The sequence below is a fragment of the Synechococcus sp. CC9311 genome, assembly GCF_000014585.1.
Lineage (GTDB): Bacteria > Cyanobacteriota > Cyanobacteriia > PCC-6307 > Cyanobiaceae > Synechococcus_C.
On sequence record NC_008319.1, the window covers coordinates 472810 to 490587 of the forward strand.

The window sequence follows — 17778 nt, forward strand, 5'->3', positions numbered from 1 at the left end:
TGCTTTACGGCGATCATGGCGTGCAGAGTGAAAGGTCGGCGTGACGGGAATCGGATTTGGGACTTGGGCATGGGGCAACCAACTGCTGTGGGGTTACCAGCCGGAGCGCGACGATCCCGATCTTGCCGCCACGCTGAGTGCAGCTGTTCAAGGCGGACTGTCTCTTGTGGACACCGCCGATTCCTACGGCACAGGGCGTCTCAATGGGCGTAGCGAACTGTTGCTGGGTCAGTTTCTCCGCGCCATGAAGCCGGCTCAGTCCCAACAGCTCAAGGTGGCAACCAAGCTCGCTCCATTCCCTTGGCGGTTGGGGCGCGGTGGCTTTAAGCGTGCATTTGTTGCCAGTAAAAAGCGTTTGGGAGGGCATTTGGATCGAATCCAATTGCACTGGAGCACTGCTCGGTATGCCCCTTGGCAAGAATTGCCTTTGCTTGATGGGCTTGGTGACCTTGTTGAGCAAGGTTTGGTGCCAGAACTTGGCTTGTCCAACGTGGGACCGAAGCGTCTTCGCTTCCTTCATGGGCATCTTTTGACCAGAGGGATCCGCCTTCAAAGCGTTCAAGTTCAGCTCTCTCTGCTTGCACCTGAACCGGTCCTCAATGGCCAGTTGGCGCAAGTGTGCCAGGAGCTTGGTGTTGAGTTGTTGGCCTATAGCCCCTTGGCTCTTGGCGTTTTGGCGATTCCCCCGGGAGTGCAGGGCACCAGCTCAACAGTGCTGCGTTCAAGGTTGTTTCAGCGTTTGCTGCCAGCAAGTGAGGACTTGCGCTCAGTGATGGTTGAGATCGCATCACAACGACGCGCCTCGATGGCACAAGTTGCTTTGAATTGGTGCCGGGCCCATGGAGCTTGCCCGATTCCTGGACTAAGGCGCCCAACTCAAGCCCATGATGCGGCCAAGGCTTTGCGTTGGTCGCTAAGTGCTACAGAAAGGCAAGCGTTGGATCAACTCAGTCAACGAACATTGGCACGCATGCCAGCTAATCCGTTTCAGAGTGCTTGATCAGCAGGATCTGGATCTGGACTCACTACCACAGGCAAGGATGATGGTTTGCCTTGAAATGGAATGACCTTTACCGGGGATGGATTGGAACTTTCTTCTTGGGCTTTGGATTGTTCGCAGGCATTCAAAGCTTCTTGAAGCAGGGAATCGAATGTGGCCCCTGGTAAACGATGCCTGGCGATCTCGAGAAATGTTCTCGGTAGCGACTCTCCCGCTGCACTTAGGACTGCTGGGTTTTCACGGCGCTGTTGTTGCTCGTCTTCAATCGCACGAAGAAAGCGATGGGTCACATCCCGCTTGGTACAAGCTTTGATCAGGGTGTCGCGGTCGGCAATCGGCTGATCAGCAATCTCTTCAAGTTCGACAATCCTGCGCTCGAGGCTTTCAAGAACTTCGGAAGCTTCTTTTGTAATGTTTGCGAGCTGACCGTCCGAGAGGAACGGCATGTCTGCAACAAAAACTTTCCCGTGATCTTTGAGGGCTAAAAACGTAGGCCTGGGTCCTTGCCGATGGCCTGAAGCGCGGTCATAACTTCCACCAAGAGGTCTGCGCGGAGGCGTAGGACCAGCAGAAGATCGTCTACGAGTCGTTCTTTGAATTCTATCGAAAGCCATTTCTAGTTAAAGATTTAACGCTCTACTTGCGGCGAGTGCCGAAGTTCCATAACAACATTAACGATTAAAACCCCAAAGAGGTTTGAGAGTCCAGCCAGTTTCAGGAGCTGACTCAATCCATTGAGTAGGGAGCAGATCTCATGCTGGGAGTCCCAACACAGACCCCTTCCCATCTCCGCCTGATGAAGCTTCGATACGTCCGATAGTCCAGGCCTGCATCCCTTCCGATTCGCATGCTTTCTCGGCGATGGAAACCCCTTCTTCCGGGACGATCAGGCAGTAGCCAATCCCGAGATTAAACGTGTGCCACAGGTCCCGTTCGGGGATGTCGCCGTGGGACTGAAGCCAGTCATAGATAGCCGGGCGTGTCCAGCTTGAGGGGGTCACGATTGCTTGTAGGCCCTCTGGAAGGCAGCGAGGCAGGTTTTCAGGTAGCCCTCCTCCGGTGATGTGAGCCATTCCATGAATCGGAGTTCCTGTTTCGAGCAGGGTTTTCACAAGGCGCCCATAGAGCTGTGTGGGGGTGAGCAAGGACTCGATCAGAGGTTGATTGCTGGGGCCGAATGTGGTTTCAGCATTGGCGCCAGCGTGTGTCAGAACCCTGCGCACCAGGCTGAAGCCATTGCTGTGAATTCCGCTGCTGGCGATACCCAAAATGCGATCGCCCGCGCGGATCTGCCGACCGTCGATGAGTTGCTCCTCCTCGACAACGGCCACGCAGAAGCCGGCTAGGTCGTAACGCCCTGATGGATAGAACCCAGGCATTTCAGCGGTTTCGCCACCCAATAAAGCGCATCCACTTCCGCGACATCCCTCGGCAATGCCCTCCACCACAGTGGCCATGGCCTCAGGGCTCAGGGCTCCAGTGGCCATGTAGTCGAGGAAAAAGAGGGGTTCAGCCCCACTGGTGATCACATCGTTGACACACATGGCCACGAGGTCGATCCCCACGTTGTGATGGCCGCCATGGTCTTGAGCGAGTTCAAGCTTGGTGCCAACGCCATCGGTCCCTGATACGAGCAGAGGTTTCTTCAGGCCTGCCGGAAGGCGCATCAAGCCGCCAAAACCACCGAGTCCGCCCACGACCTCTGGTCGGTGTGTTGCTTCTACGCTCTTGCGGATTCTGTTGACGAAGGCGCGCCCCGCCTCAACATCGACCCCAGCGGTTTTGTAGTCCATTTAAGAATGCCTCACTTCAATGATCCTCCTCTTTCGCGGCTCGTGGTGTGCCTGATAAGGGATCGTCTGAGGGTGTGATGAGTTTGGCTTGTTGCTGGGATCAGGTTCCCTAATGCGTTGTCCCGTTAATTGCGTCGCTTAGCCCTGTGCGGGTGTGAGATCTCAGGGTTGTGTCAATCATCTCGACCAATGGAGCTGTTCAAAAGTGCCTAAACAAGATTGAAAAAGGTTTTTAGCTTGCGGAAACCTTGAATTGAGAGATCATTCGGACGAGACAATCCATTACCAATTCCGCATGTTCGGAGATTGGTCGCTGTCTCAAGGCTGAATGATCGATTTGTATGCACCGATCTTTCCCTTTCGCGAGTCTCGCCACCGGGCTTTTTGCTACGGGTTGTGCATTATTTCCGGTTTTGGCACGTGATGTTGCCACCACTGAGTTTTATGACCCTTTCGAGCCCCTAGTTCCAGAGTCCGTTCAGGCCTCCACACCGACTGCTCCGGCGGTTGCTCCCCCCCCTATTGAGGTTCCACCAAATCCTCCCAAAACGATGGTGGTCTCAACCTCAACGGGCGAAGCCAGCTGGTATGGGCCTGGCTTTTTTGGAAACCGCACCGCAAATGGAGAGGTTTTTAGGCCTGGAACCATGACTGCGGCGCATCGAACCTTGCCCTTCGGAACCAAGGTGAAGGTCACGAATCTCAGAAATGGAAAAGAAACGATTGTCCGCATTAATGACAGAGGGCCGTTCAGCGGTCACCGGGTAATCGATATTGCTCATGGTGCTGCTCATCACCTTGGTTTGGTGTCAAGTGGAATTGCTCAAGTGCGCCTCGAGGTACTGCGCTGAGCATTCAGGTTCTTCGCTCTCTGCACGACCTTCAACGCTGGCGACACGCATCTGAGGCCAGCGTGCATTTTGTCCCAACCATGGGGGGGCTTCACCATGGTCACGCAAGTTTGATCTCAGCCGCCTCCTGCCATAAGTCAGGTGATGTTGAGACTTTGGTCAGCGTGTTTGTGAATCCCTTGCAGTTCGGTCCGAATGAGGATTTTGCTCGCTATCCACGCACCTTTGAAGCTGACTGTGAACTAGCAGAGCTGTCTGGTGCTTCCGCAATCTGGTGTCCAGACGAGTCGCAGATTTACCCCGGTGGCTCGGCTGAATCATGGCGGATCCAGGCGCCGAAATCGTTGCAGTCACGATTGTGCGGATCCACGAGGCCTGGCCATTTCGATGGTGTGGTCACGGTGGTCTGCCGTCTTTTGGCATTAGCAAAGCCGCATCAGTTGTTTCTGGGTGAAAAGGATTGGCAGCAACTCACCATTCTTCGCCGAATGGTGTTGGACCTTGGCTTGGCCGTCCGGGTGCGCGGTGTGCCCACTGTGCGAGATGGTGATGGTCTGGCCAGCAGTTCACGAAACAGATATCTGAATGCTCAGCAGCGGCAGCAAGGGGTGCTGTTTGCCCAGGTTTTAAGCGATGCGAGGTCTGCTTGCTTGCATGGCGGTACAGCATTGAAGCCTGGTGAGGTGAAGCGTCGTCTGGAAGAGGTTGGCCTCAGTGTCGAGTACGTGGACGTTGTTGATCCCTGGTTTCTGCAGCCTTCCAAGTCCAATCAGTCATCACTTACCTTGCTCGCAGCTGCTGTTCGTTGTGGCAGCACCCGCCTGATCGACCATGCTTTTTTAATGACGCGTTCTCCCCTTGTTGCGATTGACGGTCCTGCTGGTGCTGGCAAAAGCACGGTGACCAGAGCCTTTGCGGAGCGGCTCGGGCTTGTGTACCTGGATACGGGAGCGATGTACCGGGCCGTGACTTGGTTGGTTCTGGAACAGGGGGGTGATCCTGGTGATTCTGAGGCTGTGGACCTTGTGTTGAACGATCTCAAGGTGGAGCTTGAGCCCTTGCAGCAAGGCGTGCAGGTGGTGCGTGTGAATGGCCACGAGGTCACCGACGCGATTCGTGATCCGCGCGTGACGGCGTCTGTATCAGCTGTCGCGTCTCATGCTTGCGTCCGTGCTGCCATGACGGCCCAGCAGCAGCGCATGGGCAAGGCAGGCGGTCTCGTCGCTGAGGGCCGTGACATTGGCACTGCTGTTTTTCCAGATGCAGAGCTCAAAGTTTTCCTGACTGCGACTCCAAAAGAGAGAGCCCGACGCCGTGCTCTCGATTTAGAAGCAAGAGGACACGAGGTGCCAGCTCTCCCTGAGCTGGAAGCACAGATTGTGGAACGCGATCGCCTTGACAGCACCCGTGAGGTGGCGCCTCTGCTTCAGGCGGATGATGCTATTGAGCTGATCAGTGATGGGATGAGCATCGACCAGGTGATTGATGCGCTGGAAGATCTATTCCGTCGTCGCGTAGGCGAAGAGGTTTGGCCAACACCCGTCTAACTCCGTCTAACTGTTAGCGCTTAGTGGCTGGAGCCAAGAGGTCTTCAAGAAGTCCTGCGCAAGCATCCTCGAGAAGATCGAGCACATGCTCGAAGCCTTGCTCACCTCCGTAATAGGGATCTGGAACCTCAAGAGTGTCTGCCCGACGTGCATGGCTCAGCATCAAGCGAATGTTGACTGTGCTTCGCTGGCCGAATTCTTTGGCCATGCTGCTTACGTTGTGCAGATTGTCTTGGTCCATGGCGAGGATGTGATCAAAACTGTCGAAGTCGCCGCGTTCGAGTTGGCGCGCGCGACTAGGCAGATGAATCCCGCGTTGTGTGGCGGCTGCTTGCATGCGCCGATCGGCTGGATTCCCTACATGCCAGCCCCCTGTACCAGCGGAATCAACCAGGAACTGGTCCATGAGCTGTCGCTGCTCGATGAGGTGAAGAAACACACCTTCAGCGGCTGGTGAACGGCAGATATTTCCGAGACAGACAAACAGCACCTTTGTTGTCATGAGGGATTCAAGCGCTGTAAAGCAAGGGTGGCGCGCAGGCGAATCACCTTAATGGACTCAGAATTGGAGCTAAGTTGTTTTAAACCCAAGATGCATAGATTTTTATATGTAGAATTGTACTTGAGTAAGTGCAGTTCAATTCCGAAGATTGCTGAATAGCGCACAACCCATTCATCGTCTTTAATGGCTGCGAGTAGTGCTAATAGACAGCGATTGAGCTTTGAACTGTCTTCGGGGTAAATGAGATTTAGCTCTGCCAGGCCACGAGCGGCCGAGCGCCGCACACTCGGTGCAATATCTGTGGCTAAAGCATGTTCAAGTAAGTCGAGGCTTCTAGGGTCACGAATCGATGCCAGGGCTCGTACAACCCAGGCACGTGAACCATAATTTTTTTCGTCAAGGCTAACTAATAGTGAGGGCACAGCCTGGCTGCCAAGTTCGATTAATCCAGCAGTTGCAACTGATGCAACTGCTGGATTGTTAAATCCCAGCACCTCAATCAGTGTTGAAATTGCTTCAATCGTACGGAGATTGCATAGGTTTTTGGTGGCTCGAATTAATTCAGGTGTTGTTTTAGCCGCTTGAAGATCAGCGATCGCTCCTTCTAGTGGAGAGACATTTGTCACAAGAGTGCGTCCATTGCATCGAGGACGGATATATCTTCGCTTTTTTCTGCAAGGCCACGTAAAGCTACGAGTTTGAGACTGTTTTCAATGGCTGCTGCTTGAATTGCAGGCAGCGCAGGCATCCAGCCTGTTGCGCCTAGATCCAAAAGAACACCCCTGCGAATCAGTGGATCATCATGTTGTAAAAGCTCAATTAAAGGAGGTGCCCATGCCTGATCATCGGTGAGTAGAAGTAAGGCTCGACAAGCTGAAGCTCGTATGAGCGGACGAGAATGTTTCGTGAAAGGCTTAATCATGCTTATCACGCTGCGTGAGGCTACCCCAATCGCCCCTAATGCCTCTAATACAGATTCGTAAGGTTCTTTTAGCTTGGTAGATCCTGATTGTATTTGTTCTACTTCGTCTGTGCTTCCAGATAACAACTTGCAGAGATCTGGAACAGCATCTTTTGCTTGAATCATTCCTAAACTTCTTGCTGACTCTTCACGGATTGAGTAGTCGTTTTTCTTCAGGAGTCTTCTGAGGTCTTCTTCAGCACTTCTTTCTTGAAGGATTCCTAGGGCTCTGATTGCATTCAGTGCAACAGCGCGACGTTCCTTATTTATAGGATTGCTATGGAGAGGATCTAACGCTGCCAGTAGCAGAGGTAATGTTTCCGGATGACGGCTGCGCATCCGCCCGACCCACCAAGCCGCATAATATTGGTCAGACAAGTCTTCTGTCTGGCGTAAATTGACAATAACTTGCTCTTCTGTGAGAGGCGGTTTGAGGTTCTCAGGTGAAGGATCCTTCATTTCATAACCACTTTTCAGGAATGTTTTCAGCCCAGTTGCTGATGCGCTGAAAGTGGAATTCACCAGCAATAGATCCCCAGCATCGTTCGTGTGTTTGAGGGTCATGTCCACGATCCAATGTGGTAAGTTCATCGCCCTCAAGGTGAAAGCTGCTTACTAAATAGGTCTCTTTCCCATTGCGATGCACAATGCAGCGGCATCCAGGCTCAAGTTCGCCAAAAAATCCATTGTCTAATTGACGTACTTGATAATGGCAATGATCTAGAAGAATTAGGTCTTCCTCTTTAATGGTTTTTCGTTGCTCATCATCAAATGTGGCACTTGAGAAGTTTTCTGGCGCTTTAAACGTATGATTCCAAAGTTTGATGATTCCCGAAGTAACTTCTTCTGCACGAATTACCCTAAGTCTGTAGGGATGCTTAGGATCGACTGCATAGGTTTGCTCGAGAAGGATTGAACCTGGCTGCAGATGCTCAATTGGCTTATAGCGTAAAAAAATATGTGCGAATAATGGAGGGTTGTCAAATGCCTGTTTCTGGTTACTGTATTCACCACAAAGATTCTTAAGAAAATTTCCAATCGTTGCTGTCATTTAGGCAGTTTTCTCCTTGTGACATTGAAAAAGCCCCCGTTATAAGGGGGCTTGAATGCATTGACTAATCTGATCCTTGTTTAGATAGGATCAGGTCAGTGCATTAATTGCATAATTGATGTAGCTATTGGCTTCGGTTGCAGCATCGCCTGATAGGCCATGGTTGCTTTGAATATGCTTAAGAGCCTCTACATACCAAGAAGGGGAAAGCTCAAAAGTGCGGTTGATCTCGTCAAGACCAGCGATTAGGTAGTCGTCCATCGGTCCTGTACCACCGGCGACTAAGCAATAGGTGATCATTCTCAAGTAATAGCCGATATCACGAGAGCACTTAGCTTTCCCTTCAGAAGTGGCTGAGTAGTTCGGACCCTCCATCTGAGTGGTGTAAGGGAACTTGGTGTAAACAGCCTGGGTGGCACTGCTGACCAAAGCATCAGCCTTTGCGGTGAGACCTTTGGCGGCATCAAGGCTGGCTTTGGCACGATTGAAACGCCCAGAAGCTGCTTGGACTTCTGTGTTGCTCAGGAAACGTCCTTGTGAGTCGGCGGCTGCAACCGCTTCGGTAAGTGGGGTTTTCATTGAGATGAAGAGGGAGGTGAAGTGGAATTAATTCGCCTGATCAGGCAACGGATGCAGCAGCACGATCAAAATAAGTACCGATTTCACTACTCAGGGAAGCGCAATCGCCACTTGAAATACCAGCACTGTCATTAACGATAGAAAGTGCTGCGTCCTTCATCAGGTTCACACCAGTTGCAACAGAGGTGCCAGGTGTTCCCAATGCGAGATAGGTCTCACGAAGACCATTCAAACAACGATCTTCAAGGACAGATGCGTCACCCGTGAATGCTGAATAGGTGACATAACGCAAGATGATCTCCATGTCGCGCAGGCAAGCTGCCATACGACGGGAGGTGTATGCGTTTCCTCCGGGAGAGATCAGAGCAGGTTGTTGTGCGAAAAGCTCGCGTGCAGCATTGGCAACGATTGTGGAGGCGTTGTTGGAAATCCGGCTCACGGCATCCAAGCGCTTATTGCTGCCGGAAACCATGGCAGCCAGAGCATCAATCTCACTGGCACTGATGAACTGTCCCCTGGCGTCGGCCTGGGCGACAACCTTGGTGAAGGCGTCGAACATTTTTTACTCCTGCGTGCAATGTCTGGTGAGGTGTCTATGCACCTGAGAGGACATCCTAAGGAAGTCCTTTCGGGTTCAGACCAATTCTCGCCAAAGGCCAAGGGCTCCCTTGGAAGCGGTTCATAATGTGTAACTCCTTATCGGTTTTGGCGGTTGGTATGGCTCACAAGTGCCCAAAAATGGGTCACTTATAGATCAAAAAGCACAGTGTGGATATAGGCCTCAGTCCATTCGCTGCCATGAAAGCGAGTCAACATCCCGCGCGCAGGGTCTTTTTCAGCTCGATAGTCAGTGTATTTTCTTTGTCCTTGCAGTAGAAAATCGCTGCGCTCAGCATTAACGCGCTCGGCTGAAGCGGCTAGTTGGAGGTAGAGCTCTAAATACTCATTGAAAGCAGGTCGTACAACGGATTGAATTAAATCGTCGCCTTCTTCTCCGAGTGGCAGTCGAGTCCAAAGGAATCCAGGGGAGAAGAAGGGCTGCGCTTCTTCTGGAATTGGACCTCCATAAGGAAGTTGATCTCGCCAACGTTCAAAAATTGGAATGAGTTGATCCCAGACGTGAGTGGTGTGAACCTCGTCTGTTTTGATGGCGGGTTGAAGGTCCAGGGCAAGCAGGTGCCCTGAAGGGAGCGTTACTAAATCACCGCCAAAAAAAGGTAGGTCATACGTGGAATTTGGATTGATTACAAAATTCAAAACAGACGCTGCTGATCCAGCACTCACGCAGGCAGCTCTGACTTGCCTGAATTTCTCTGTTTTGCAAGCCCAGGTTGCTGTCGTAACAGAAATTGGTTTTGATTTTGATCCAGTTTGATCTTCGCGTTGTAAAAACCGATCTGGGACTGGGTAGGGTTCGAAATTTAAGCCTCCTAGGCTCTTTATGGCATCTTCAAGAAAGGGTTGCCATGACCATCCCTCGATGCTTACAGGATCTGTGCTTTTTAATCTTTGAATTGTCATTTGTTAGGGGAGGAGGCGGGGAATAAAAATTCGTGTAGGAACCGATTTGACCAGTCTTTCCCAAAATGGCTTGTAAAGAGTCCGTGAGCTGGATCCCTCTCGGCGCTGTAAATATCATATTTTTCCTGGAGATTTTTGACTTCTTCTGGAGGAATAGTTGAGGCAATACTTTTGGCGTTATCATGTAATTCCCAGTATGCTTTTAAGAATGCACTAAAAGCATTGGGAAGGGATACATCAGCTTGTTCTGCACCACCACGACAGAAAAGTAGCCATGAAGAAAAATACTGATTTGGATCAAACGAACGCATCGTTTCCTCACTGTTTAGATCCGGGAAGCGTTGATTCAGATCCTTGAGGCCATAAAAATATCGATCAAGATAGTCTTTATCTTGGATCAAGGGCTGGAAATCGAGTACGGCAACTAGCTTCTGACGGGCTCCGAACCAGAGGAGGTCAACTCCCATTAAGGGGTGATCGTAGTTGTAATCGGGATATGCAACAGAATTGAAAACTTGGAGACTATCGCCTGCATCGAGACGCGTTACCCTCCAGCGCCGAAATCCTGGAACATCCCAAAGCCAGCTCTTGATGACACTTGATGTTTTTAAAGATCTGCATTCTTCTAGACCTTCCGGAAGAGGAAGGGCCGATCCTCCTCTCTTGGTGATATCTGAATGAAGCTCATTGAGGAATGAATCAAACATTGTGTAAATGTCCTTACAAAGGATTAGTCTGAGCAAAAGTTTTGGCTTGGCTGGCAATCTGCTCTATATCGGCTTTGCTTGGGCATCGAAATTCAGTGCAGTAGGTGGTCATTGCAGCACCATTTAGAAACTGTACTGAACTAACGCGCATTCTGATTTGATCGTTGACAAACCAGCAGCGTTCGATTCCAAAATTTGTGTCATACCTGGTTTTGATGGTGAGTACTCCATCAGGAGTGAATTCGTACGTGCTAAGCGCAGGTTTTTTTTCGACGTAACCAACATCTCTTAAAAGATATCCTTGGTCAGGATGTTCCGGCTTTGGTACATCAATGACAATCGCTGCGTAGTCGTCATTGCGTTTTTCGGCCAGAAGGTTGCTTTCCCACCAAAATCTTGCTCCACCATTGGCTTCTTTGGCTTCTATCCCAAATACTTTGCAAACTTTTTCTACTGCATCGTCAGATGCATTGAAGGGTTCAATCACTAGATTCGAGTCAGCGGCTTCATCGTCTTGGCTATCAAGATGGTGAACAACTCGTCTGTTAAGCCATAGTCCGCGGCTGGCCTCGAAAAAGTCCTCCATTGTGACCGGAGGATTGTCCATCAAAGTCATGTTTGACTCTCTTGCGTATCTCGTTGAACTTTTAGTTGGGTGAGAATTGCATCAATCCGAGTGAGTTCAGGGTGCTCTTTGATTGTGGCATCGATTTTCTTTTGGGATAAACGAAGCTTTTTGCCAAGGCCCACAACATCATCGTAAAGTCGTTCCCTATAAGCAGTTAATTCTGTAATTGTTTCGATCAGCTCTTCAAGTGAAGGTGCCTGACTTGTTTGTTCCGTCATGTCGACCTGTGATTTGCAGCAAACACTCCTTGTAACCATACCTCCTGGAATCAATCGGTAATTGTTGTATCCAGTGTGTGTTGCGCAGTTCTGTTGTCGGCGTGAGTGCCTCTAAACAGCGTGAGTGCTCCTAAACAGATGGTCAAGATCGGTGCCAAAGGGCTTTGGTGCTCCTCTCTGATCGTTCACCAGTCATCAAAGTGACGAACTCTTGCGTGATCAGCAGAAACTTGCTCACCCATCAGCAATTTACGCTTAGGTTTATTGAGTGCTTCACCTGAAAAGGCTAGTCCTGGCAACGGATTCCTCTCTAGAGTGGAATCTTCAGGCTTAGCCTTAACGGGAATCGAGAAGCCTCTTCCCTCCAAATTTGTCTGGCCCACATGCTCGACGCATTCTCACGTTCGGTCGTCAGTGCCGACGCCAAAACTGCTCCCGTTGGTGGTAGTGACCTCGCAGGTCTCCGCTCCTACGTTCGTGACGGCAATAAGCGTCTCGATGCCGTCAACGCCATCACCTCAAACGCCTCCTGCATCGTTTCTGATGCTGTTACGGGCATGATTTGTGAAAACACAGGTCTGATCCAGGCAGGTGGCAATTGCTATCCCAACCGTCGTATGGCAGCTTGCCTGCGCGACGGAGAGATCGTTCTCCGCTACATCAGCTATGCCCTTTTGGCAGGCGATGCATCCGTTCTTGATGATCGTTGCCTGAATGGTCTGAAGGAAACCTACATTGCACTGGGCGTTCCTACCCAGTCTGCAGGTCGTGCCGTGGCCATCATGAAGGCTTCTGCGACTGCTCACATCGGAGAAACCAACACTCCTGGTTTAGGTGGTAAGCGTTTCCGTAAAATGGAAACCACACAGGGTGACTGTGCCTCTCTGGTCGCAGAAGCAGGTGCTTATTTCGATCGCGTCATCGGCGCCATTTCCTGATCTGGAATAAAGGCCTACTTTCTCCGCTCTCAGACACTATTCATCTTTAGGAATCTCCAATGAAGTCCGTCGTGACAACAGTCGTGACTGCTGCTGATGCAGCTGGTCGCTTCCCCTCTCAAAACGATCTTGAAGCCGTACAAGGCAATATTCAGCGTGCTGCCGCACGTCTTGAAGCTGCTGACAAGTTGGCTGCTGGCCTTGATGCCGTCACACGTGAAGCCGGTGATGCTTGCTTCAGCAAGTATTCCTACCTCAAGCAGGCTGGTGAGGCTGGCGATAGCCAGGTGAAGGTTGATAAGTGCTACCGAGATCTCGGTCACTATCTCCGCTTGATCAACTATTGCTTGGTTGTGGGCGGCACTGGTCCTTTGGACGAGTGGGGTATTGCTGGGGCTCGTGAGGTATATCGCAGCCTTTCCCTTCCTACTGGCCCTTACGTAGAAGCTCTGACTTACACACGCGACCGTGCTTGCGCCCCTCGCGATATGAGTCCTCAGGCACTTAATGAATTCAAGAGCTATCTTGATTACGTTATCAACGCTCTCTCTTGATAGCGCGGTAACCATTCATTTTTAAGTAAAGAGAGGGTGGAGTTTCTTACTCCCCCTCTTTTTTTATGCAAAAATTTAATCTATTTGCTTGAGTTTCTGAATAGCAAGCTTGATGACATTGGCTACAATTTTATCTTCTTCTTGAGTTTCACGCTCCTCGAGGGGTGCTATAGCCTCCTTCGCATTCAATTTAATTAAGGAAAGAGCCGAGTTTTTTCGAACCCAACTATCGGGATCATCTAAATTGGAGATGAGCAGGGGTTTTGCCCAATCAACATCCTCCATTGCGCCAAGCAATGTTGCAACTTCTGCACGGATCTCTGAATCATCATCTTTCGAAGCATTAGATAATAAGTGTTTGTTCTCGTCTTCATTCAGTGTGTCAATTCTGCTTGTAAGGGCAGCAATCGCAGCCTTCCTAATTGTGCTGTTGCTAGAGCTTGAAGCGTCTTTTAAAGTCCTTGACCCACGATCGCCTATGAAAGCCAATGCCCAGTTTGCCAACCCTATCTGCATTTCTGATGTTTCTGGATTCGACAAGAGATTGAGGATAGGAGTTACAGCCTCTTCGCCTATGGCTGCCATCGCCCCCATGGCTGAACCTTGAACAACAGAGTCTTGATCATTGAGAAATGCACAGACAAGATCAGGGAGACTATTGGGATCCTCAATTAAAGTAAGAGTCTTTGCTGCTGCCCTACGTACGGTTACGTTATCGCTGGATAGCATGGCATCACACAGAGCAGGAACAGCTGCTTGTCCAACGGAGCCAAGACTATCTGCAAAACGTAGCCGAAGAAGTCCCCGAGGATCACCTAGTCCCGCTACCATTCTGGATATAGATTTTTGATCTGAATCAAGAGGTATCCCACTATTGCGTTGTTCTTTTAAGTGTTCTGAAAGGACTAAAGCCTCTTCTTCGCTTAATTTGTTTAATCGTTGGGAGTCTGATGAGTTCTTAATGGGATTGCTTTCAGTCATTGCATGATACCTCACTCATCAGCATTTAAAATTCTTTTACTTGACCTTAACTGACTATAGTTGTTCACCATGCAGTTTTTTGTTCTCTCTCACAACTTACAGATTCGTTCGGAGTCTGTACCTTCGTTTACTTCCGAGGAACTCGCAGAAGGTCTTAGCCTTCATTCTGAGCACATCAAGGCAAATGCTTTGAAACACCCTCATTGGATGGTTCTTGTTGAGTCTGATCTCTCAGTCCAAGAGTTGGCAGTAGAAGTCGTTAATTCATGGAAAAAATATCGGAATGCTCTTGGTCACTCGATGAATCATTCTTTGATTGCTCTTGGAGGTAGAAAGGATTCTGCAACTACGTCAAGCTCACCGTTGCAGGAAGGTTATTGGGGTGTTGATGTCGTGGAATGTTCAGACCCAGATGTATTCCTTGAGAGTATCAATTGGGATGCTCTCAAGTCAGCTCGACCGGAGGATTCAGTTTTCGAATATAGAGCTTAGTATTAGATAGGACTCCTTAGCTCTTCTTCCTGGTTCTGCGTGTTGTTGCTTTTTTCTCTTTTTTGGATTCTGATTTCAACGCAGTTTCTTTGGTACTGACTCTTTCGATTTCACGCTTGGATTGTCTTGATTCTGAGGGAGTAGCCTTCTTAGTACGAGTTTGATTGCTTTCACCTCCGTTAGTAACATTGGTAACAGCGGTAACGGTGATGCCAGCCTTACGCATTGCTTGAATACTTTGACTCAGCAAGTTAAAAGGAATTTGAATGCTTGTTGATGTTGTTGGTCTTGATTGGTTATAAGCAATTGTCTTGACAAAAAGTGAGTTGTTTGAAAAGGGTCCCATCGATTCAATCTTGACTGGTCTAACATTATGGCCTTACCATCATTTCTGCAAGGCTTTTGAATATACCTTTTTGATAACAGAGAATTGGCAAAAGTTTTATGAAGAAGTGCTAGTATCATTCCATCGTCTATGTTCTTGTTTTGCACACGTCCGCAAGATTTGACAACATTCATCCAGGTCTGACCTGTGAGCATGCACGTCAATTGCTGATGAAGTCTGTCAATGAACAAGAATCAGAAAGTGATTTTTATACAGCAGCAGCACACTTAATCAATTGTCCTTGTGAAGAAACTCAAAAAGCTTTAATTGAATTTTTGCAATATCGTGATTCTTCGTGTCAATCAGTCAAAATAACTAAACGCAAAATCGTTGAAGTCCTGGCGCGTCTGGGATGTATTGACGCAATTCCTGCGATCGGCAAGTGCTTATGGTCTGACGATATCTATTTAGTAGAAAATACTGTTTGGTCATTGCAAACATTGAAATGTCAAGATCGTGTATTTGTTGACAAAATAATCGATATTCTTGAAGCCGATGTGGCTAATCAGAGAATTATCATACAGTTCTTGGCTTCGATGGGTATTTCCAGCAGTGTTGACATTATTCGTTCTTTTCAGTCTAATTCTATTCCGGGAATCAAAGGCGCTGCAATTTCTGCCATTGCGAAGCTAACGCATGATTGTGAAAGAGTTCCTGAGATCTCATCGAATTTATTATTGCCTAATCAAATGGATAGACATTCAGCTATACAGGATCTAATTGATGCTAATGCTGTTGATCAGATCGCTGAAATCTTTTCTGCTCCTGTTTCGCCTGTTTTTAAGTTACGGGCTGTTCGTAAATTATACGATGAAAATTTAGCTGAAAGTGTTGATTCTTGTTTGCTTTCCTCTCTAGATTCTCTCCTCTCCTGTGACTTGTCTTCGATCAATTGTGTTCATCGCTATGACGAAGTCCCCTCTTGTGAGTATCTGATTAGAGATTTGTATAATACTGACTTTAGTCGGTGTTATTTAGCGCTTGAGCATTTATCATCTCATTCAGCTTCTGAGATTTTCCCGCTGTTGAAGAATTCATGGATCGAGGAGGCAAATAACGATTATGGAGCCCATTATTGCTTTATTTGTCTTTTTGGCTCTATACCTGTTTGGCCTGGTGAATTTGAGCCTTGGATTATTGATATTCTTGTTTCATCGATTTTCAATATTAGGCCACAATTTCAGAAGAGTAGAGCTGCATCTGTATTGTCACTGGCTAAGCTGCATCCTGGCATTCTTGATGAGTGTATGGAGGAGATTTTGGCTACTCGTGGTTCATTGCCTTGGGATATGCGTTATTCGTTAATTCAAGCTATGGATCACTATACAGATCTAGATATGGCATCCAAAAGCAAGATGATTTTAGAAATTTCCGATGATGATAAGGATCTCTTTGTGCAAGCCAGAGCTCGCATGGCACTAGGATTGTAAACCGTTGGAGTTTGTCATTAATAGGTTAGGTCATTGCTATTGTCTCCTGCTAAGATCGTAAAATCTTCTTCTTGTGTTGTGTCTTCAATAATATCTCTTGATGATCTGTTTCTAGACTTATCACATCCGAATCCCAATATTAGAATGGATGCATGTGTATTAATGTCGGAAAATTACTATGATGAGGCTTTGCCTCGTCTTCTTGATCTTTTGAATGACCCTGATCCTGTTGTCTACCGTACTGCAGTTAAAGGTTTAGGTGTATTTGGACATCGTGTTTTGCCTCCTCTGCTTGATCTTTTTAATGGCACCAGCAATTGTACTGTAAAAGCCTGCTGTATTAAGGCTTTCGTTCAAGTTGCTGTAAATTTTCCAGATAATGCTTTCCCGGAGCAAGCAATCAATGCATTGAAATTAGCACTAGAAGATTCAAACCCTGTTGTATCTCAATCTGCCTTGATGACTTTGGGATATTTTTCGAAGCAGGAGCACGAGAAAGGTCGTGTCATACCTATTTTGATTCAAGTTTGCAATAGTGCAAATATTGCCCATGTTCAATCAGCAGTGATGTCTCTTGCTGAAGTGGAATCTACTCAAGTAGATCAGTGTTTCGCGAGTATGATCAATAATGATTCAACAGATGTCTTGATTAAGGAAATTCTTGAGTCAAGCATATCTCGCCGTCAAAGCCTTTTTGGAGATTAGATAGTATCTCGACGGTTAATCAGTTGATTCCTGGCAACGATGAGTACGCCCTTAACTTGTTCATCGGTTTCTTTGTGAATTGCGTTCTCGATAGAATCAATTGAAATCACTGATTCCATTTTCATGAGTGATAATGCAGTGTTTTTGCGTACCTGAGCGTTGTTGTCTCTTAATAATTCGTGGAGTTGATGTGCAGCTTCTTCTTGATCCATAGATTTCCCTACGATTGTTGCTGCTTCTGCACGTACCTCGCTATCTGGATCCTTTAAGGCATTCAGTACTAGTAATCGTACTTCGGCATTTTCGCATTTTTGAGCTTGTTCCGCTAATGCACTTAAGGCAGCTATCCTTATTTCAGGATTTGTAGAATTTGTTGCTGAATGCAAGGCCGTGGGGGTTCTAGATCCTATGAAACCTAAGGCAAGATTGATTAATCCTATTTGAAATGCTGTGCACTTTGACTCAGTTAAAATTTTCAGTAATGGCTCAATCGATGGTTCCCCTATGGTGGCCATTGCCCCAGCCGATGACCCTTGTACAACAGGATCTTCGTCTGTCTCAAATGCTTCGATGAGGTTTGGGAGTGCTTTTTTACTGCCAATAATATTTAGTGTTTTAGCTGAGGCTCTTCTGATGATGACATTCTGGCTGTTTTTTAAGGCTTCGCATAATATCGGAATAGCTTCTTCTCCAACTGAGCCGAGGCTTTTCGCAAATGTTAATCTCAACTCTCCTCTATTGTCACCTAATCCAGCCACCATTTTGTTTATGGATTCGAGATCTGAATTTGGCAGTTCTCCATGGCTCAATTGTTGTTTTAAAGCCGTAGCAAGTTCCAGTGCTTCTTCCTGCGTCAGAGTCTCGCTTTTCATGTCTTCTTGCTGAAATTGGACTCCTGTCATTTTTAAGCTTGTACGTCCTCCCTGAATCTAGCC

23 protein-coding genes are annotated in these 17778 nt (G+C 48.2%); 8 read left to right on the plus strand and 15 right to left on the minus strand.

Annotated features, from left to right (window positions below; genetic code table 11):
• The first annotated feature begins 40 nt into the window (after positions 1–40).
• Positions 41–1000, plus strand: coding sequence for an aldo/keto reductase (locus SYNC_RS02315; protein ID WP_011618438.1), 960 nt, complete (start codon positions 41–43; stop codon positions 998–1000).
• Here SYNC_RS02315 and SYNC_RS02320 read toward each other — a convergent pair.
• Together SYNC_RS02320 and purM are read right to left on the minus strand one after the other, a co-directional pair.
• The gene (locus SYNC_RS02320; protein WP_011618439.1) at positions 988–1614 is read right to left on the minus strand and encodes a 2-hydroxyacyl-CoA dehydratase; all 627 of its coding nucleotides are present in this window, start codon (positions 1612–1614) and stop codon (positions 988–990) included. The genes SYNC_RS02315 and SYNC_RS02320 overlap by 13 nt on opposite strands.
• A gap of 138 nt (positions 1615–1752) precedes the next feature.
• The gene (purM, locus tag SYNC_RS02325) at positions 1753–2793 is read right to left on the minus strand and encodes a phosphoribosylformylglycinamidine cyclo-ligase (RefSeq protein ID WP_011618440.1); all 1041 of its coding nucleotides are present in this window, start codon (positions 2791–2793) and stop codon (positions 1753–1755) included.
• A 341-nt stretch (positions 2794–3134) separates the two neighbouring features.
• Here purM and SYNC_RS02330 point away from each other — a divergent pair, with 341 nt between their 5' ends.
• Positions 3135–3644 carry a septal ring lytic transglycosylase RlpA family protein gene (locus SYNC_RS02330; RefSeq protein WP_011618441.1) on the plus strand — a complete coding sequence of 170 codons (510 nt, stop codon included), beginning with the start codon at positions 3135–3137 and terminating at the stop codon, positions 3642–3644.
• A gap of 62 nt (positions 3645–3706) precedes the next feature.
• Positions 3707–5191, plus strand: a complete 1485-nt coding sequence (locus SYNC_RS02335; RefSeq protein ID WP_011618442.1) for a bifunctional pantoate--beta-alanine ligase/(d)CMP kinase — start codon at positions 3707–3709, stop codon at positions 5189–5191.
• Between the two features lie 13 nt (positions 5192–5204).
• Here SYNC_RS02335 and SYNC_RS02340 read toward each other — a convergent pair whose 3' ends face one another.
• The 10 genes from SYNC_RS02340 to SYNC_RS02385 all read right to left on the minus strand — a co-directional run bounded on the left by SYNC_RS02340 (position 5205) and on the right by SYNC_RS02385 (position 11358).
• A complete protein-coding gene (locus SYNC_RS02340) occupies positions 5205–5693 on the minus strand; it encodes a low molecular weight protein-tyrosine-phosphatase (RefSeq protein WP_011618443.1) in 489 nt (162 codons plus the stop codon).
• Positions 5690–6319 carry a HEAT repeat domain-containing protein gene (locus tag SYNC_RS02345; RefSeq protein ID WP_011618444.1) on the minus strand — a complete coding sequence of 210 codons (630 nt, stop codon included), beginning with the start codon at positions 6317–6319 and terminating at the stop codon, positions 5690–5692. Before SYNC_RS02345 ends, SYNC_RS02340 begins: the two co-directional genes overlap by 4 nt.
• The gene (locus SYNC_RS02350; protein WP_237699251.1) at positions 6316–7176 is read right to left on the minus strand and encodes a HEAT repeat domain-containing protein; all 861 of its coding nucleotides are present in this window, start codon (positions 7174–7176) and stop codon (positions 6316–6318) included. The genes SYNC_RS02345 and SYNC_RS02350 overlap by 4 nt, the downstream gene beginning before the upstream one ends.
• Positions 7115–7705 carry a chromophore lyase CpcT/CpeT gene (locus SYNC_RS02355; protein WP_011618446.1) on the minus strand — a complete coding sequence of 197 codons (591 nt, stop codon included), beginning with the start codon at positions 7703–7705 and terminating at the stop codon, positions 7115–7117. Before SYNC_RS02355 ends, SYNC_RS02350 begins: the two co-directional genes overlap by 62 nt.
• A 90-nt stretch (positions 7706–7795) precedes the next feature.
• Positions 7796–8284 (minus strand): phycocyanin subunit alpha, encoded by a 489-nt coding sequence (gene cpcA, locus SYNC_RS02360; RefSeq protein WP_011618447.1) that lies wholly within the window; start codon positions 8282–8284, stop codon positions 7796–7798.
• Between the two features lie 40 nt (positions 8285–8324).
• Positions 8325–8843 carry a phycocyanin subunit beta gene (locus SYNC_RS02365; RefSeq protein ID WP_011618448.1) on the minus strand — a complete coding sequence of 173 codons (519 nt, stop codon included), beginning with the start codon at positions 8841–8843 and terminating at the stop codon, positions 8325–8327.
• Between the two features lie 188 nt (positions 8844–9031).
• Positions 9032–9805, minus strand: coding sequence for a phycoerythrobilin:ferredoxin oxidoreductase (locus SYNC_RS02370; RefSeq protein WP_011618449.1), 774 nt, complete (start codon positions 9803–9805; stop codon positions 9032–9034).
• Positions 9802–10512, minus strand: a complete 711-nt coding sequence (locus SYNC_RS02375; protein WP_011618450.1) for a 15,16-dihydrobiliverdin:ferredoxin oxidoreductase — start codon at positions 10510–10512, stop codon at positions 9802–9804. Before SYNC_RS02375 ends, SYNC_RS02370 begins: the two co-directional genes overlap by 4 nt.
• 13 nt (positions 10513–10525) lie before the next feature.
• Positions 10526–11128 carry a phycobiliprotein lyase gene (locus SYNC_RS02380; RefSeq protein ID WP_011618451.1) on the minus strand — a complete coding sequence of 201 codons (603 nt, stop codon included), beginning with the start codon at positions 11126–11128 and terminating at the stop codon, positions 10526–10528.
• A complete protein-coding gene (locus SYNC_RS02385; protein WP_041426326.1) occupies positions 11125–11358 on the minus strand; it encodes a hypothetical protein in 234 nt (77 codons plus the stop codon). Before SYNC_RS02385 ends, SYNC_RS02380 begins: the two co-directional genes overlap by 4 nt.
• 383 nt (positions 11359–11741) lie before the next feature.
• Between SYNC_RS02385 and cpeB the strand changes: the two genes are divergently transcribed.
• Together cpeB and cpeA are read left to right on the plus strand one after the other, a co-directional pair.
• A complete protein-coding gene (gene cpeB, locus SYNC_RS02390) occupies positions 11742–12296 on the plus strand; it encodes a class 1 C-phycoerythrin subunit beta (RefSeq protein WP_011618454.1) in 555 nt (184 codons plus the stop codon).
• A 59-nt stretch (positions 12297–12355) separates the two neighbouring features.
• Positions 12356–12850 (plus strand): class 1 C-phycoerythrin subunit alpha, encoded by a 495-nt coding sequence (gene cpeA, locus SYNC_RS02395; protein WP_011618455.1) that lies wholly within the window; start codon positions 12356–12358, stop codon positions 12848–12850.
• A 75-nt stretch (positions 12851–12925) separates the two neighbouring features.
• Here the strand turns inward: cpeA and SYNC_RS02400 are convergent, their stop codons facing one another.
• On the minus strand, positions 12926–13831 hold the full coding sequence (locus tag SYNC_RS02400) for a HEAT repeat domain-containing protein (protein ID WP_011618456.1): 906 nt from the start codon (positions 13829–13831) through the stop codon (positions 12926–12928).
• 69 nt (positions 13832–13900) lie between these two features.
• On the opposite strand from SYNC_RS02400, the gene SYNC_RS02405 reads away from it, so the two are divergent.
• On the plus strand, positions 13901–14323 hold the full coding sequence (locus SYNC_RS02405; protein ID WP_041426327.1) for a DUF2656 family protein: 423 nt from the start codon (positions 13901–13903) through the stop codon (positions 14321–14323).
• Positions 14324–14339: 16 nt separating this feature from the next.
• Here the strand turns inward: SYNC_RS02405 and SYNC_RS14125 are convergent, their stop codons facing one another.
• The gene (locus tag SYNC_RS14125) at positions 14340–14669 is read right to left on the minus strand and encodes a hypothetical protein (protein WP_148201806.1); all 330 of its coding nucleotides are present in this window, start codon (positions 14667–14669) and stop codon (positions 14340–14342) included.
• Positions 14670–14878: 209 nt separating this feature from the next.
• Here SYNC_RS14125 and SYNC_RS02410 point away from each other — a divergent pair, with 209 nt between their 5' ends.
• Together SYNC_RS02410 and SYNC_RS02415 are read left to right on the plus strand one after the other, a co-directional pair.
• Positions 14879–16138, plus strand: a complete 1260-nt coding sequence (locus tag SYNC_RS02410; RefSeq protein ID WP_148201807.1) for a HEAT repeat domain-containing protein — start codon at positions 14879–14881, stop codon at positions 16136–16138.
• A gap of 39 nt (positions 16139–16177) precedes the next feature.
• Positions 16178–16843: a HEAT repeat domain-containing protein gene (locus tag SYNC_RS02415; protein ID WP_237699252.1), complete on the plus strand. Its 666-nt coding sequence runs from the start codon at positions 16178–16180 to the stop codon at positions 16841–16843.
• On the opposite strand, the gene SYNC_RS02420 is transcribed toward SYNC_RS02415, so the two are convergent.
• A complete protein-coding gene (locus SYNC_RS02420) occupies positions 16840–17745 on the minus strand; it encodes a HEAT repeat domain-containing protein (protein ID WP_049750312.1) in 906 nt (301 codons plus the stop codon). The two genes, SYNC_RS02415 and SYNC_RS02420, sit on opposite strands and share 4 nt — an antisense overlap.
• Positions 17746–17778: the final 33 nt, after the last annotated feature.

Excerpts from the sequence above, each read along its gene's own strand:
- SYNC_RS02365 (WP_011618448.1), bottom strand. The coding sequence starts at position 8,843 with ATGTTCGACGCCTTCACCAAGGTTGTCGCCCAGGCCGACGCCAGGGGA.
- SYNC_RS02410 (WP_148201807.1), top strand. The coding sequence starts at position 14,879 with ATGAAGTCTGTCAATGAACAAGAATCAGAAAGTGATTTTTATACAGCA.
- SYNC_RS02330 (WP_011618441.1), top strand. The coding sequence starts at position 3,135 with ATGCACCGATCTTTCCCTTTCGCGAGTCTCGCCACCGGGCTTTTTGCT.
- SYNC_RS02405 (WP_041426327.1), top strand. The coding sequence starts at position 13,901 with ATGCAGTTTTTTGTTCTCTCTCACAACTTACAGATTCGTTCGGAGTCT.
- SYNC_RS02370 (WP_011618449.1), bottom strand. The coding sequence starts at position 9,805 with ATGACAATTCAAAGATTAAAAAGCACAGATCCTGTAAGCATCGAGGGA.
- cpcA (WP_011618447.1), bottom strand. The coding sequence starts at position 8,284 with ATGAAAACCCCACTTACCGAAGCGGTTGCAGCCGCCGACTCACAAGGA.
- SYNC_RS02355 (WP_011618446.1), bottom strand. The coding sequence starts at position 7,705 with ATGACAGCAACGATTGGAAATTTTCTTAAGAATCTTTGTGGTGAATAC.
- SYNC_RS02420 (WP_049750312.1), bottom strand. The coding sequence starts at position 17,745 with ATGACAGGAGTCCAATTTCAGCAAGAAGACATGAAAAGCGAGACTCTG.
- SYNC_RS14125 (WP_148201806.1), bottom strand. The coding sequence starts at position 14,669 with ATGGGACCCTTTTCAAACAACTCACTTTTTGTCAAGACAATTGCTTAT.
- SYNC_RS02400 (WP_011618456.1), bottom strand. The coding sequence starts at position 13,831 with ATGACTGAAAGCAATCCCATTAAGAACTCATCAGACTCCCAACGATTA.
- SYNC_RS02385 (WP_041426326.1), bottom strand. The coding sequence starts at position 11,358 with ATGACGGAACAAACAAGTCAGGCACCTTCACTTGAAGAGCTGATCGAA.
- cpeA (WP_011618455.1), top strand. The coding sequence starts at position 12,356 with ATGAAGTCCGTCGTGACAACAGTCGTGACTGCTGCTGATGCAGCTGGT.
- cpeB (WP_011618454.1), top strand. The coding sequence starts at position 11,742 with ATGCTCGACGCATTCTCACGTTCGGTCGTCAGTGCCGACGCCAAAACT.
- SYNC_RS02375 (WP_011618450.1), bottom strand. The coding sequence starts at position 10,512 with ATGTTTGATTCATTCCTCAATGAGCTTCATTCAGATATCACCAAGAGA.
- SYNC_RS02340 (WP_011618443.1), bottom strand. The coding sequence starts at position 5,693 with ATGACAACAAAGGTGCTGTTTGTCTGTCTCGGAAATATCTGCCGTTCA.
- SYNC_RS02320 (WP_011618439.1), bottom strand. The coding sequence starts at position 1,614 with ATGGCTTTCGATAGAATTCAAAGAACGACTCGTAGACGATCTTCTGCT.
- SYNC_RS02380 (WP_011618451.1), bottom strand. The coding sequence starts at position 11,128 with ATGACTTTGATGGACAATCCTCCGGTCACAATGGAGGACTTTTTCGAG.
- purM (WP_011618440.1), bottom strand. The coding sequence starts at position 2,793 with ATGGACTACAAAACCGCTGGGGTCGATGTTGAGGCGGGGCGCGCCTTC.